General features: G+C 48.6%; 14 protein-coding genes and 1 other RNA gene. 11 read left to right on the forward strand and 4 right to left on the reverse strand.

Features of this window, described 5'->3' with window-relative positions; all coding sequences use genetic code 11:
* Positions 1 to 81: 81 nt before the first annotated feature.
* Positions 82 to 1,008 carry a class II fructose-bisphosphatase gene (glpX, locus tag OC187_RS03305; protein ID WP_263008599.1) on the reverse strand — a complete coding sequence of 309 codons (927 nt, stop codon included), beginning with the start codon at positions 1,006 to 1,008 and terminating at the stop codon, positions 82 to 84.
* 108 nt (positions 1,009 to 1,116) lie between these two features.
* Between glpX and OC187_RS03310 the strand changes: the two genes are divergently transcribed.
* The 7 genes from OC187_RS03310 (at position 1,117) to folK (ending at position 8,105) form a co-directional block, all read left to right on the forward strand.
* Positions 1,117 to 1,803 carry a murein hydrolase activator EnvC family protein gene (locus tag OC187_RS03310; protein ID WP_263008600.1) on the forward strand — a complete coding sequence of 229 codons (687 nt, stop codon included), beginning with the start codon at positions 1,117 to 1,119 and terminating at the stop codon, positions 1,801 to 1,803.
* A 165-nt stretch (positions 1,804 to 1,968) separates the two neighbouring features.
* On the forward strand, positions 1,969 to 2,424 hold the full coding sequence (locus OC187_RS03315) for a PAS domain-containing protein (protein ID WP_262998216.1): 456 nt from the start codon (positions 1,969 to 1,971) through the stop codon (positions 2,422 to 2,424).
* Positions 2,425 to 2,579: 155 nt separating this feature from the next.
* On the forward strand, positions 2,580 to 2,807 hold the full coding sequence (locus OC187_RS03320; protein ID WP_262998215.1) for a hypothetical protein: 228 nt from the start codon (positions 2,580 to 2,582) through the stop codon (positions 2,805 to 2,807).
* On the forward strand, positions 2,791 to 3,762 hold the full coding sequence (bioB, locus tag OC187_RS03325) for a biotin synthase BioB (RefSeq protein ID WP_262998214.1): 972 nt from the start codon (positions 2,791 to 2,793) through the stop codon (positions 3,760 to 3,762). The genes OC187_RS03320 and bioB overlap by 17 nt, the downstream gene beginning before the upstream one ends.
* A gap of 207 nt (positions 3,763 to 3,969) precedes the next feature.
* Positions 3,970 to 4,300, forward strand: an RNA gene (gene rnpB / locus OC187_RS03330) — RNase P RNA component class A.
* Positions 4,301 to 4,512: 212 nt separating this feature from the next.
* Positions 4,513 to 7,509, forward strand: a complete 2,997-nt coding sequence (locus tag OC187_RS03335; RefSeq protein WP_262998213.1) for a phosphoribosylformylglycinamidine synthase subunit PurL — start codon at positions 4,513 to 4,515, stop codon at positions 7,507 to 7,509.
* A gap of 89 nt (positions 7,510 to 7,598) precedes the next feature.
* Entirely contained in the window at positions 7,599 to 8,105 is a 507-nt protein-coding gene (gene folK, locus OC187_RS03340) for a 2-amino-4-hydroxy-6-hydroxymethyldihydropteridine diphosphokinase (RefSeq protein WP_262998212.1), read from the forward strand.
* A gap of 182 nt (positions 8,106 to 8,287) precedes the next feature.
* On the opposite strand, the gene OC187_RS03345 is transcribed toward folK, so the two are convergent.
* Positions 8,288 to 9,565, reverse strand: a complete 1,278-nt coding sequence (locus OC187_RS03345; RefSeq protein WP_262998211.1) for a M48 family metalloprotease — start codon at positions 9,563 to 9,565, stop codon at positions 8,288 to 8,290.
* A gap of 232 nt (positions 9,566 to 9,797) precedes the next feature.
* Here OC187_RS03345 and rsfS point away from each other — a divergent pair, with 232 nt between their 5' ends.
* Together rsfS and OC187_RS03355 are read left to right on the forward strand one after the other, a co-directional pair.
* The gene (rsfS, locus tag OC187_RS03350; protein ID WP_262998234.1) at positions 9,798 to 10,115 is read left to right on the forward strand and encodes a ribosome silencing factor; all 318 of its coding nucleotides are present in this window, start codon (positions 9,798 to 9,800) and stop codon (positions 10,113 to 10,115) included.
* 220 nt (positions 10,116 to 10,335) lie between these two features.
* Positions 10,336 to 11,247: a hypothetical protein gene (locus tag OC187_RS03355; RefSeq protein ID WP_262998210.1), complete on the forward strand. Its 912-nt coding sequence runs from the start codon at positions 10,336 to 10,338 to the stop codon at positions 11,245 to 11,247.
* Positions 11,248 to 11,325: 78 nt separating this feature from the next.
* Here OC187_RS03355 and OC187_RS03360 read toward each other — a convergent pair whose 3' ends face one another.
* Positions 11,326 to 11,973: a histidine phosphotransferase family protein gene (locus OC187_RS03360; protein WP_262998209.1), complete on the reverse strand. Its 648-nt coding sequence runs from the start codon at positions 11,971 to 11,973 to the stop codon at positions 11,326 to 11,328.
* A gap of 133 nt (positions 11,974 to 12,106) precedes the next feature.
* On the opposite strand from OC187_RS03360, the gene purM reads away from it, so the two are divergent.
* A complete protein-coding gene (gene purM, locus OC187_RS03365; RefSeq protein ID WP_262998208.1) occupies positions 12,107 to 13,138 on the forward strand; it encodes a phosphoribosylformylglycinamidine cyclo-ligase in 1,032 nt (343 codons plus the stop codon).
* Here purM and OC187_RS03370 read toward each other — a convergent pair.
* Complete coding sequence (locus tag OC187_RS03370) at positions 13,130 to 14,068, reverse strand: tyrosine recombinase XerC (RefSeq protein WP_262998207.1); 939 nt, start codon at positions 14,066 to 14,068, stop codon at positions 13,130 to 13,132. The genes purM and OC187_RS03370 overlap by 9 nt on opposite strands.
* A 239-nt stretch (positions 14,069 to 14,307) precedes the next feature.
* Here OC187_RS03370 and OC187_RS03375 point away from each other — a divergent pair.
* Positions 14,308 to 15,215, forward strand: a 908-nt coding sequence (locus OC187_RS03375; protein WP_263008601.1) for an NAD(P)H-dependent glycerol-3-phosphate dehydrogenase, incomplete at its 3' end; no start/stop codon positions are given.

Consider the following 15,215-nt stretch of genomic DNA (forward strand, 5'->3'; position numbering starts at 1 on the left):
AAGCAATGGTTTTGGTGTTACGCGGCGAGCAGGTTTGCAGAAGCCGCCGCTTTTGGTTTGGACCCAACACCGAGTTGGATGCTATGCGCTCGGTACACCGCTATAAAAAGTTCTACTGACCCGCGTCACAACACCTTTAGGGGACAGGATTATCGAATCAGCCCTCACGCAGCCACCCTCACTATACGAAATCCCCCTCATAGTCAAACTGTCTGTGACCCCAGTAGCCACAAAAAACGCATCCCCTTTTACCATGTCACCGATCGCGTATAATCTATTCTCATCCTCTATACCAAAGCTTCTAGCCTGTTCCCGCAGCGAATCCGTGTTAAGAATCAGTCTGCCCTCAATTTGCCCACCTACAGACGCAAGCAAAACTGCGGACAGCACGCCCTCAGGCGCTCCTCCTATGCCAATGTATATGTCATTCTCTCCGCTAATCAAAGACATAACAGCAGATATATCGCCATCGTCTATCAACCTAATGCGGATACCTAATTTCCTCAGATCTTCTATTATGGAGATGTGCCTGTCCCTTTTCAGCACCACGGCAGTCAAGGCAGGAATTTCGCGCTCCTTGGCACGCGACAAGTTATGTAGGTTTGTTTTTAGATCATTATCCAAAGACACCACTCCCTCTGGTAACCCGGGCCCAACGGCTATTTTGTCCATGTAAACATCTGGCGCTCTTAACAAACAACCAGGCCGCGCAACCGCAATTACGGACATGGCCCCATCTCTGTATAGGGAGCATGTGGTGGTGCCCTCAAGCGGATCAACCGCTATGTCAAACGCCGGACCTCCCAAACCAACCTTCTCCCCAGCATACAGCATGGGTGCATTATCTCTTTCCCCTTCCCCAATAACTATTGTCCCTTCTATACGCATTTTATTAAGTGTGGAACGCATAGAATCCACTGCTACTTTGTCAGCGCCTTTTTCGTCTCCCCTGCCCGCAAACTTGTGCGCTTCAATCGCGGCGCGTTCCGTCACATCCAGGAACTCCATACACAAACCACTCCCCAGCACTTACACCTCACCCTTACAAATAATCATTAACAAGTATCCAAGAGTCCATTATGATACAGCGAATGGTGAGGTGATCAACTTACAAATGTGCGGGCGGTAGCGTTGACAGTGGCCGGTCTTGTTTTGTGCGGCTGTCTGACCCAAGACCCAGCTCCTGTATCTCTGAGGGGCGAGGAGTTTTATGGGAATCGAGAACGAGACGAAAGTGCGGACTATCATCTAGCGCGGGATTATAGCGAGCGTGGTGCGACAGCTACAGCATCATCCAAGCGCAAGTTGCTGGTCAGAGATATACCCACGCATAGTGAGCCCCCCGCAAGCACAAAGCCCAAGCAAGCAACCAAGTCTGCAGCTGGAAAAAAGTGCGGGTTTGACATGCCTATAAGCGGTGGCAAAGCCGTTCCTGCATCTAATACCAGTGGCGGAGGGGGCCCATATTGTAATGACGGGGTTGCTATATTTGCGGATGGCGTCGCACAGGTTAAGGCAGCGGGCAGCGGGAAGGTTATGTACGTGGGGAAAGGACTCCGGTGGTATGGAAGCCTGGTTATACTTGAACACGATAAGTACACGATATCTCTCTATTCCTACCTACACGAAGTACACGTTAAAGTTGGTGATAAAGTAAAGAAGGGCCAGGCCATTGCCACAATTGCAAAGTCCAGCCCCAGTGCGGACAGCGGATATTTCTTTTGCTTCTCGATCAGGCATAATGGCAAGTCTGTAAATCCCATACAGTACATAAAGAGGTGTAAGAACGGTGCTAAGTCGTAACTCAAGCTTCCGGCACGTAACCTGGACCACAGATTCCCGAGAGTAGGCACTCAAGTATCCCATTAGACGAGCGTCTGGTGCCCCAAACATCTTTTAGATAAGTAAGAAAAAATAAATATCTCTGATGTAGAGTCCGGAGATCGTTGCAAGGATCGCGAGTGGCAGATGCCGGAGTACACATCGGAAAGGAGGGCCATAAACATATTGTGCTCGTATTGGGACCAGTTACGCGATGGCAGAGATTTCCCTACAAAGGAAGAAATAGACCCAGCAGATATCATGGAAATTTGGCCGTATTGCTTTATGTTGCAGGTCAAGACCGAGGATGATAGCAGAAAGTACGCATGTATCTACGCTGGAGAAGAGTCTGTCAAGTTGTACAAATCTGATCTCAGATATTACTCAGAGTCAGAAAATGTAGTCGTGTTCTTTCCGCAAATAGTAGAAGGGCTCTTTGATTATCTGGAATCAGTCGTAGAAGATCAGCAACCCATAATTGAAGAATCTGAGAAAACAACTGCCAACGGCAGTGACATAAAAATCAGACAGTGTCTTCTACCTCTAGGGCGTAACAACGTAGTTGACCACATAATCGGAGTCGTGGGAGGCAAGATATACTAAAATATCTACAAACGGTGCGGGGTGCCATAGAGCTTTACGTGCCAAGACCACGTTGTATAGTCCGGGCTGTAGCTTTGGCTATCGTAACATTGGGTAATTGACATCAGATCACAGTACTTGTAGAATCCCAGAGGTCTCGTCCTTACCGTGGTTTCATGTTCTTTTCACTGCTGCGCGATTGCGTCAGGTTGGGTGTTTCTGTGGCCGGCTTGGCCTCAGGGGCTCTTTCAGAAGGGAAGGCCGCCGCTAGGCGCAAGGCAGAGTCTTGTATACAGGAGCTGGGCTTTGTAAGCCGGGATGAGTTTGAAGCTATGAGCGAGTCTTTCAGGCGGTTTAGCAGCCAGTACAGTCGGGAGTGTTCGAAGCGTGACGGCAAGAAATAATTGGACATTTGAGGAGGCATTAGAGCTTCTTCGCAGGCCGTTTCATGACCTCATACTCGAGGCTCACATTGTACATAGGCGGAACTTCCAGCACAACAGAGTCCAGGTTGCAGTTCTTATGAACATAAAGACGGGAAGTTGCCCGGAAAACTGCTGCTACTGCGCCCAAAGTGCACACTATAGTACTGGTCTTGAGAAAAAGTCTCTTGCCACAGTTGAGGAAGTTAGAGCAGCAGCAAAAAGAGCAAAGGGAATAGGAGCTGATAGGTTTTGCTTCGCAGCAGCGTGGAGAAACCTACATGACAGAGATCTAGGCACAATTTGTAAGTTCGTAGAAGCGGTAAAAAGCGAGGGGCTGGAGAGTTGTGCATCGTTGGGCATGCTAAAACTTGAACAGGCTAGGAAGCTCAGGGAATCTGGTCTGGATTTTTACAATCACAACGTGGATACTTCTAGAGAATTCTATAGTAACGTGGTGACCACTCGTACCTATGAAGAGAGGCTGGAGACAATACGCAACGTTCAGCGCGCAGGAATAAAAGTCTGCTGCGGAGGAATACTCGGCATGGGTGAGAGCACGGAAGACAGGGCGCGCATGTTGGTAACTCTGGCAAATTTGGAGGAGCATCCGCTTTCCGTCCCGATAAATAGGCTAGTACCGATAGAGGGCACTCCTATGGGGGGACAGCCAAAAATTAGCAATATTGATTTTATCCGCACTGTTGCGTGCGCACGAATCATGATGCCCGCATCCTACGTCCGCCTTGCTGCAGGCAGAGGGGAAATGTCCGAAGAAATGCAAGCCCTGTGTATGTTCGCGGGGGCGAATTCCATATTTTGTGGCGAACAACTCCTGACTACACCAAATGCCCGGCCTGAGGATGATCAGGAGTTGCTGTCCCAGCTAGGAATTGCATCTTCGCTTGCGCATGCTCCTGACGCGCAGCTCGCGTGATACACGATCGCGTTCTGTGTGCTACACGCTAAGGGAACCCCAAAACCGCAGCTGGTGAAACGCACCCGTACCGGCACTCGATCTTAGCCATCATAGCCAGATATTACTAAGTCTAGTAACACTTGGCAGCAGAAACCTATCCATATCAAAAACTCAAAAGATTAAGAAGCTTGCATAGCCCCATAGTATTGGATAGAATCCCAGCTTCCAGGTGGAGAAGTAGCCGCTGTACCTCGTGTGCAGAGGAAAGTCCGGACTCCAAGGGAAGATGGTGGCAGGTAACTCCTGCCGGGGGTAACCCTAGGTTAGGGCCACAGAAAATTACCGCCTCTATGAGGTAAGGGTGAAAAGGTGCGGTAAGAGCGCACCGTGCTCGTGGCAACACGTAGCAGCCAGGCAACCACCACCAGGAGCAAGGCTAAGAAGGGTATTATGTCTTCTCTCATGTTACCCGGGTAAGTCGCTTGAGGCAGGCAGCGATGCTTGTCCCAGATGAATGGCTACATAAACAGAATCCGGCTTATCTCCACCTGGTACCCACCCCTGCAGTTGGTTTACAGCTGGCATTGGGAGCACCTGGATCTTGCGCGAGCACTTTTCCAGTGTCATGGTCCGCACAGACGTGAGCGGTTTCTACCCAGCCAGAGACACTTTTTTCATGCGCTATATCACAACTTTGCAGATATTTGGCTATACGAAAATTTGATGATCTGTAATAATGTGACAGTTCTGCAAACATCGTACCACTGTATGATATTTAGGATCGCAGTTGATGACATCTTTGACCCCAATAGCAAGCAAGTGTACGTTGTACGGACCTCAAGCGAAGTGGGCACAGAGGACATTTTGCGTGCTACACGTTTGCTATCAAATAATGCGATCTGCGGGCGTTATGCCTTCGTTTATGAGTACGATATGTACGGACCGGGGGCACATGGATACAGGAATATAAAGTCCAACAAACCTTATGACTTGTTTGAAATTTTGGAGGTCGCATATTCAGTGGAAATCGGCTATCTTCCGGGAATGACCGACAACATAGGAACCTCTGCAGCTCAGATAGTTGAAAACTTTTTGAACATTAAGGATGTGCTGGTACACGCATCAAAAGCTCGTTTCTTCAAAAAACTAGATCATATTCCGTGTGACTATAACCCGTTGGTGCAGTATTGCAAACTGGTACACGCTAGGGCAGATGGCAAGTTTGAAGTCAGATTCTTGGGCAATAAGAGCACAGACGCCATAAACGGCTCAATACCTAACCCGTGTGTAACCCCACATCCGATACCGTTCATTATGGGTAACAGCACCGCAAATTCCAAAAGTGGGGAGGACGTCAGCCTAGTAGACTTGCACGTAGAAGATGCAGAGCTAGAAAAGATCAGCAGAAGGGGAATAAGCGGGCGTGGACCGCTGAATTTATCTCTTGAAGCTATGCATGCAATACGCGCATACTTCGACAGCGAAAACCGCAATCCCAATGATATAGAACTTGAAGCCCTGGCCCAGACGTGGTCGGAGCACTGCAAACATAACATATTTTCCGCCAAGATGGATGAAATACCTGACGGACTGTACAAACACTACATAAAGCGAGCAACTTATGAGATAAACTCACCCATATGCGTGTCGGTTTTCTCCGACAATGCCGGAGCGATAGTGTTCGATGAAGATCTGCTCATAGTAGACAAAGTAGAAACGCACAATAGCCCATCAGCGCTGGATCCCTTTGGCGGAGCGGAGACTGGCATTCTGGGCGTCAACAGAGACATACTCGGGTTTGGCATGGGTGCAAAGCCAATCATGAATTCATACTACTTCTGCTTTGCAGAAAGTCTTAAAAAGAAACTGTATAGGGATCAAGAGTGTCGAGAGGAGATACTATCACCGCAAACGATAGCAGAAGGAGTAATCAAGGGGGTGAATTCTGGAGGGAATTGTTCAGGAATTCCAACTGCTTTGGGATCCGTATATTTCGATGACAGGTTCTGTGGCAAACCATTAGTCTTTGTCGGCAGCACCGGAATCATGCCGCGCAAGGTTTCCGGATTACCAGCACATGTAAAGACGGCACAGGATGGAGACTATATAGTGGTAATCGGCGGTAGAGTCGGGAGAGATGGAATTCACGGTGCAACGTTTTCTTCGCACGCCCTCAGGGAAGGTATACAAGCTACCGTGGTGCAAGTAGGTAGCCCGATTACACAGAAAAAATTGTCAGATGCAATAGTCAAGAATGCAAGAGACTTAGGGCTGTACAACGCAATAACGGACAATGGGGCTGGCGGGCTCTCCTCTTCCATTGGCGAGATGGGCTCCAGGGGGTTTAAGGTCCAACTGGATAGGGTGCCCCTCAAAACCCAAGATATGTTGCCATGGGAAATATGGATATCAGAATCTCAGGAAAGAATGACACTCTCCGTACCTCCAGACAAATATCCTACACTTGCAAGCATTATGCAGACGCACGACGTGGAAATAAGCGTCATCGGGGAATTCAATAGTACAGGAAGGGCAGTTGTTACACACAATGAAAAGGTCGTAATGGACATAGACGTAGACTTCCTGCATCACGGCATGCCCAAATTGGCTCTTACCACGGAGAAACGCTCTTACACTCAGCAGACAAAGCCTGGGTCAGGTATCTCAGTAATTGAAGATCTGTACAACATGATGGGCCGCAAAAACATATGTAGCAAGGAGTACATAATCTCACAGTACGACCATGAAGTTCAGGCATCCTCAGTAATTAAACCGCTGCAAGGAGCGGGCAGAATATGTGGAGATGCAGTGGTCTTGCGTCCTGTGCCTTCGTCCCAAAAAGGCGTGGTCAAGTCCCATGGATTTGGGTGTAGGTACGGAGAGGCCGATCCTTATAGGATGGCAGCCTGTGCAATTGACACGGCAATACGCAATTACGCCGCAGTTGGAGGAAATGTAGACCACCTGGCTTTAATAGACAATTTTTGTTGGAGCAACGCAACTGATCCTGGTAGGTTATGGCAACTCAAACAAGCGGCTAAGGCTTGTTATGACTATGCAACTGCTTTCGGCACACCTTTCATATCTGGCAAGGATAGTATGTTCAACGATTTCCACGGATATGACAACTCCGGTCAATCAGTCCACATTTCTGCTCCCCCATCTCTGCTCATTTCCACGCTTGGCATTATCGAAAACGTAGAAAACGCCACCTCACCTCACGTAAAAGGCAACGATCAAATATACATTATAGGAACCACCTACAACGAACTAGGTATGTCGGAATATCAGGCCTATAGCGGGGTAGACAACGACAATATCCCATCAGTAGACGCGCGCGCTGCTAAATTGTTGTATCGCAAGTTCCACCATGCCACGACTAGAAATATAATATCATCTGCAATTGCACCAGGCCTGGGCGGACTTGCAGTTAGCCTGGTTAAGGCTCTCATAGGAGGCAGGCTTGGCGCAGAAATAGATCTGTCAGCAGTACCCACAAGTGGAATACCTAAGGATGCAATGTGGGAACGGGCAATTATGTTTTCAGAGTCGCAAAGCAGAATAGTGCTTACAGTGCACGAAGCCCATAGCGCAGAGTTTGAGTCGATTTTCTCAGAGGTCCCGCACGCGCTTATAGGCAGAGTTACACAGGAATATGTGCTAAAAATTGCGAACGTTGCAGAGGTTCACCTCCAAGATCTAGAAAGAAACTACAAAGCATTCAGTAACAGTCACTACAGTGGTCGTTTTACGGAAGATCTATAGTAGAGCCGTAGCACGTGCCGGTTACTACATCGCGACCAAACACAGAAAAACAACTCACGTATACGCAGTCTCATGAACGGAGGACGGACATGATGGTAGTACTTGCCTTGGGAAGCAACCTTGGAGCCAGGGTACAAAATCTGAAAGCCGCTGCCAAACTTCTACCTGTTTATAATAGGAGATATTCTTATATATACAAAACCAAGGCCTTGCTACCGGAAGGAGCGCCCGCTTGGTACGACATTCCGTTTTTAAATATGGTCATTTCGGGCTACGTTAACTTGTCTCCGATGGAGCTACTAGAATGCACTCAGCAAATCGAATACGCTCTGGGTAGGCAAAGCACCGGAACCTGGAGCCCAAGATTTATAGACATAGACATACTACTGTACGGCAATCTATCAATGCAGAGCGATGTTCTCACCATTCCACACCGAGAGATGCACAATAGAGATTTCGTACTAGTGCCAGCGTGCGATGTTTGCCCAAGGTATCCCCATACAGTACTAGCGGCAACGCTAGAGACCATGCTGTTATCAGTAAGGGAAATAAACGTGGTCAAAGAGTGCGGGATTCCAAGCTGGCCTGGACCTTAACCAGCCATGGCCAGCTCGAGGCGCGGGCTTTGCCGCACCTATGGAGCCTGCATTGTAAATCACCGCAGATATTTTAGAGTACTCGCGCCAGAAACGAATTGTGCTCTCCAGAGCCCCCAAAAAACCGGAAATCCGTTGTATCGTCTATCATATATGGCAACCACACCTGGTGATGGCTTACGTCACCGAACGCGCGCTCTTTCCATGTCTTTAATGATCCGCAGCTGCACGCTTCCATCTTTCAGGTGCATCTTAGACAATGCAGCATATTTCGCAAACTTCTTGCCATCACCTTCAACAAAAAACCTGTTGGCCATTGCAAAGTAGGACATGCCAATATTTCCCGTCCTACCGTAAACTATAGCAAGGTTTTTCCAAACCAATGGGTTCTCCTTTTCCTGGTAAGATGCTTGTTCCAAATACTCAATTGCCTCGTGGGGATCGCTCAACATAAGTGCCTGGGCAAGTTCTAGTTTTATCAGCACATCCCCAGGAAGTAATTTCAGCGCTGTTTTGTAGTCCGCAATAGAACGCTCTATTTGGCCAAGCTTGTAAAAAATATGCGCTCGTACCTCATACAGGTAGGGATCAGAGGGAGAAGCTTCTATTAGATCTCCAAGCATCTTTATGGCATCACTGGTGTTAGCCTTCCTGTAATCCAGTATAGACTGCATATACGGCGACAGCGCACTACGTTCTAGCAATTTGACTGGAGTCAAAAACGCCTCTGTTTTTTCCACAATGCGCTTGAAGCCAGCCAGATCTTCGTCGGAAAACCCTTTCACTGTATTACATCTCAAATAGCTACCAACCTTGGCTATGCGTTGCCTACTCACAGGATGAGTAGAAAGGTATTCATCCCTTTCTATATCCACCAATCGAGACTCTTTCTGGCTGAAATGGCGCAAAACCTCGAGCAACCCGTCACTGGTGTAACCAGCTGCATCAAGATATTCCAGTGCGTATTGATCAGCCACTTCCTCTTGCGCTCTACTGTAAGCCAACAATCCCCTGTGGTGAATTGTACTACTTCCCAACATTATGGCCTCCCCTACTCTAGGATCGGCAGCCAAAGAGGTTATCATACCCAAAATATACCCTATTCCCTCAACTACCACACCTCCACGTATCTCACTACCCTTCTTCACAATGTGGTGTTGAGACATGTGAGCAATCTCGTGCGCGATAACCCCTGTAACTACACTAGGATCCTTAGAGAAAAGCATAAGCCCCTTATGTATAAAAATATCACCTCCAGAAGAGACATATGCATTTACAGAACTGTCATCTACCACGAAGACCTTCACGCTACTAGCATCAACATTTGCAGCTGCGAACAGGGGCATGTTGATTTTTTTGATAACATTTTCTACTTCGCTATCTCTGAATACACGAACGCATAGTGCCTCAGAGGGCAGCATAAGTGCTGAGCACAGCACAAGAATTAAGAACGCTCTCATACGGCCCTCTCATCTAGAAGCATCATGATAGTAAAAAGCGTGGAAATACTCCACCGATCATTTATTCATCAACCATAAAAACAGCAACCTAGGTACAAGCTTGGGTAATAAATGCGCCGTATCAGAGTTGCTTTGTGCTAATCGGTCTACAATGGTATAATGCGCAACAAGTGGGTTTCGAGGTTTTTTAGTGCTAGGATCTAGTGCTCTCTCTGGCGCCGTCAAAGATTCTATGGTCGCCGTTCTCGACGGGCACAGCGCCAGTGATATAGTCGTCCTGGACGTTGCCGGTAGGTGCCAGTTGGCCGACTATATGATCGTGGCGTCCGGAAATTCTTCTACACATGTTAAATCCCTAGTTGAGCATGTGAAGAAGAAAGCGTCTTCCTACGGGAAAGTTTGCATAGAAGGGCTGCGCGACGGTAACTGGGTGGTTATTAGCATGCAGGGTGTGGTTGTACACATATTCAGACCTGAAGTGAGATCGTACTACTGCCTAGAAGAGCTGTGGAGCCACAGCGATGAGGCATCCGAACAAGTGAGCTGGTAACCGCACCACATAATTTTGCCCCACATCCGTGTCTTGCAGGGGCTAGGCAGCATCACAGCCATGCTCTTCTCCTGAACGTTGGGTTTCTTCCCCTGACGCGGGAAGTCGGCATTGTAGAATGCTGGGGATTTCCGCGCCGCTAGGGGCGGCTTACGTGGTTAACATATTGGTAACACTCCACAGATATCCTGTAGTGGCCTCGCCCCTCTTGCATGGCGTTGTGAGGCTTAAGGTGCGGCTGGATGGGAACATGGAAGACTCTGTCATAGCGCGTAGAGAGGACGATCTTATAATATCTGTCAGGCAGGATAATGACTCGCAGAGTGTGTCTATTTCTGGAGTCAACGAGCGCGTCTTGGCGCTTCTCGGTTTTGCTGACAAGGAATCTCTAGTGGGCACCTCTCTATACTCAATATTGGATCCCAGGACGAAGGACATAGTCAGTAGTTATCTTGAGTTTACAGACGACGGCACGGACCTTTCTGAGGTGATATCGAAAATCAGAGAGTTTACGCTGCTGGATAGTAAATTGCAGCCGGTTCCCGTGCGGCCAAAGATTTTTCGTACAGCGTCCAGCAAGGGAGCGTTGAATTATGAAATCCTGATACGTGACACGAGCCTGTCACAGAAGCTTGACGCCTTCAGGGTGGGCAAATTGCCTCCAAATTCCCGGTATACCATGCATGAATCTCTAGGCATCATGGATGAGAAGTCTACAGAAACCGAGATAGGAGTAGTGCTGGACTTCGTAAACAGCAGCGGGGTTAACTCAGTAATCTGCATGGTTGCAGTGGACCCAGCCCATAACAACAGCCTCGCAGACATACTAGACAGAGCGCTCTCTGACACAATCAGCGAAAACATTAGGTACACAGACATTACTGGATATTTGGGAGGGCGCCAATTTGTCTTCATGCTCCTTGGGTGCAACAGCGCAAGTGCATATTCTGCAGTTTCTAGGGTTCACAAAAGCATCTCTGATAGGCTATCAACACGCTGCTCACCTCCGGCTACAGCTTCAGCTGCATACACCCAAATGCAAGGCTCTGAGTTTAGTAAGATGATGGCTGGCCTGCGGAGCACACTGCTCGCAGCACAGAAAGAGACCGGATCTATAAAGCTGGTGAGGTAGCACCTACGCGGACAGCAGGCCGATCTCCACCTCCCCACTGCCATAATTCTCGGCCAGACATGCCCCGGTTGTGGAAACCTAGTGGGGCAAGGTTATCTCTATCACCGAATTGCCTGCATCATAACAGAATGCGGCACAGTATCTTATCAATAGCAAGGACATGAAATACGCCTGGACATTCCTGGTATTCAGCTGACACTCATCCGTAGCCCTGTATATAAGAACGCTCTCTATGTCGCGGTGCATCTCCACTTCACCAGCCGTGAGTTTTATTCTCAACTGCACGTCTCCCCCCGCAGTAGCATCAACAGAAACCGCCACTTCACTGCCCCGTATCATAAGCATTGTAGATAGCAATGCGGCATGCGCCAGCAGCCGGTTGACTTTTTCCATCAGCTCTGCATCTGCGAACTGGATCTTGATCTCCCAAGTAAGCTGCGCAATCCCTCTTTTGCTCAGGTATTGCTCTATGTTATTCCTAGTCTTCTCAATATCAGAGTTGTCCTCCGACGCGCTGTAGGCCTGGCGCAATAACCTAAACCTCGCTATTATCTCCTCAGACGCTTCCTCCAGTGAGTCCAGTACACTCTCGGAGTCAGGGTCTTCAACTAGACATTCCACATAGCTTGCCATAGAGCCCACGGAGCCCGCCAGGTCGTGTAACAATCTAGCGGAAAGCACTTCCATGTTGGCCAACGTTTCAGCACCACGATCATCAGTACTCATCCAGAACAAGCCCCGAAGTACCATGCAAGGTAGCGTGTATTCTATAGCAGAGTAGCAGTTAATCAATAAATATTTTTTATACAAGTTTATAGTATCTGGTGCTACCCTATCAGGGTTAGGGACTTCAAGTACAATGAATAGATACTCAGATTCCGGTGTAAATATCGGCCTGGCTAGCAAGCTTGTTGAGGCAATAAAGCCGCTCGCATCATCTACTGCGAACCACGGCGTGATATCAGGCATAGGCGGCTTCGGCGCGTTGTATGACCCTTTCTCTGGCAACAGAAAGTACGGCTCACCAGTTCTGGTCTCGTCCACAGATGGTGTCGGCACCAAGCTGCTTGTGGCACAGGAGACAAAAAATCACAGGTCCGTGGGCATAGACTTAGTTGCCATGTGTGTAAACGACGTTCTAGTTCAGGGTGCCAAACCCATGTTTTTCCTGGATTATTTCGCCACTGGTAGCCTTGATCACGACACTGCGTTAGAGATAGTCTCGGGAATTACGGAGGGGTGCGTGCGCGCGGACACGGCACTTGTCGGTGGAGAAACTGCGGAGATGCCTGGCATGTATCCCGCCGGCAGCTATGACCTAGCAGGATTCTCTGTCGGAATAGTGGAAAGAAGTGAGATACTGCCACGTATTGACCAGGTATGTGCTGGAGATATAATCGTAGGGCTAGCTTCTTCCGGGCCACATTCGAACGGCTTCTCGTTGATCAGAAAAGTGCTTAAGGACCGCGATATTTCTTACGGCAGCCCATGTCCCTTTGCTGACGGCGCCACCTGGGCAGACGTGTTGCTCGAGCCCACTAGAATATACGTGGGTTCTGTGTTACCGGTGTTGCATATGACAAAGGCCGCGGCCCATATTACCGGCGGGGGGCTGATACACAATATACCTAGAGTCCTACCCAAACATCTTGCCGCAGACATCCGGCTTGGGACCTGGAAACAACACAGAATATTCACGTGGCTGGAGCAAGAGGCAAAAATCCCGAAAACAGAGATGTTTGCGACCTTTAACTGCGGACTCGGCATGATACTAATAACATCCGAAGACAAATCAGTCGAGGTTCAACGAGCATTGAAAAAGAATGGCGAGGACGCACGTATTATCGGAAGCATAGTACCGCGTGAGTCTCACAGTGTGGTACTAAACTGAGCCATTCTTTTTTGCAGTTTGTGGATGAAATCCCCGATAATTTTCTATTACGCTGTTATAGTCCAAATGGGTGTAGATTTGCGTAGTAGACATGCTCGCGTGCCCTAGCAATTCTTGCACTATCCTTATGTCAGCACCACCTAAAAACAGATGAGTGGCAAAGCTGTGTCTAAGCGCATGAGGGGTCGTCGTTTCTGGCAACCCAATACGCCTACGCAATTCCCTCATCCTGCGTGCAAAGTATGTTCTAGACAGCCTTCTGCCTTGTAACCCAACAAAAACGTATTCATCACTGGACATGCCACACACCTTGTGATGGGGGCAGCTTCCTACATATTCATCAATAGCATGTCTGACCCACGATAAAACAGGGACAATTCTCTCTCTGGACCCCTTACCCAATACACGCAATCCATCTTGTTCTAGATCACGGAATGTCACATTCACCGCTTCGCTTATTCTCAGGCCGCAACCATACAACAGTGCTGATACCGCCAGGTCTCTTTTGTACGTCCAGTGAGAGTCCTCGGGTTCCTTAATGATCTGACGAACTTGTGATTCCTCCAAAACCCTAGGCAAACTCTTGCGCATGATAGGTTTAGCAATATTAAAAACTGCTGGGCTTTTGATGCCCAGTCTGCGGTGTAAGTAACGAAAAAAGCTTCTAACAACAGAAATAGCCCTTGCATTCGATGAAGCTTGCTTTCCCTGCTTGCAACGGTCAGCCAGCCATTTTCTAAATTCCGTCAAGCGCAACTTCTGAACATCTTCGAGGCTCACAGAGCGTTCAAGGGACTCACCACAAATGAATCGACAAAAATTCATGATATCCCTCTCATATGCCACAACAGTGTGCGCAGCATATTTCCTCTCTTCCCGTAGCCAGCGCATCCAATCGTTTACAGCAGATAGCAAATCTCCGGAATTCATCGTAAGCCCAGCCCTCCAACGTGCAGATGCTATTCCACGCTAAACATAAAACACAAGCTTTTTTATATGCGTACAACTGCTTAAAAATGTGTTCGCAACCCTCGCTGTACCCCTGCACAGCACACAAAACGCCTAACTAGCTGTGAACCCGTTGATCCATAAATCACAGTTTCCTATCTAGTTACTGCTGTACGTTTTATGTTGATAAATCGCGCACTAGGCTATACCATGCCTGGCACGTGTTTTTGAAGATTGAAGTGCAAGTTGCTATTCTTGGAGCTGGCGCATTCGGCACCGCGTTGTCTATCGCGCTGTGTAAGTCGGGCAAAAAGGTGTGTCTTTGGAGTCGAAACGAGCGGGTCGTAGAGTCTCTGCACACTAGTGGGGAAAATTCTGCGTACCTGCCTGGGTTCAAGGTGCCTCAGGAAGTGTCTGTGCACTCCAGAATGGATACTGCATCTCTGAACTCAACTGTGGCAATGCTGTGCGTACCAGCGCAAGAGCTTCGCAACTTGTGTAGCGCCATGGCGGAGGCTCAGGTCTTGCAGCCAAACATACCTTTGTTGGTGTGCAGTAAAGGAATAGAAAACTCCTCGCTCAAATTCCCTAGCGAGGTGGTCACGGAGATATTTCGACATAATCCCGTGTTTATCCTTTCAGGTCCCGCGCTGGCAAAAGAGCTCGCATCCGGATTACCATGCGCTATGGTACTGGCGGGCAAGGACACAGAAACTGCAAGTATGCTTGCATCGCAACTTAGCAATTCGACCTTTTCAGTGGTCCACAGCGGTGATCATGTGGGGGTACAGATTGGCGCAGTTATGAAAAATATTATAGCCATAGCATCCGGTATAGTCGCAGGAATGGGCTTGGGACATAATGCATCTGCAATTGTGATGGTGCAGGGCATGGCTGAGATAAAGTCGGTATGTGAGGCAAAGGCGGGCTATGCGGATATGGATACCATAACCGGTCTCGCATGCTTGGGGGATTTAGTGCTGACGTGCACTGCGCCGAGTTCACGCAATATGTCTTTCGGTATGTCCATAGGGAGGGCGGGCTACGCAAATGCCCCCAATCAGAAAGAACCGGTGTTGGTAGAGGGCGCAGAGAGTGTCGGAGCATTGGTAAACATGGGCAGAAGACT

Origin of the sequence: Anaplasma capra (assembly GCF_025628805.1) — a bacterium.
GTDB lineage: Bacteria > Pseudomonadota > Alphaproteobacteria > Rickettsiales > Anaplasmataceae > Anaplasma > Anaplasma capra.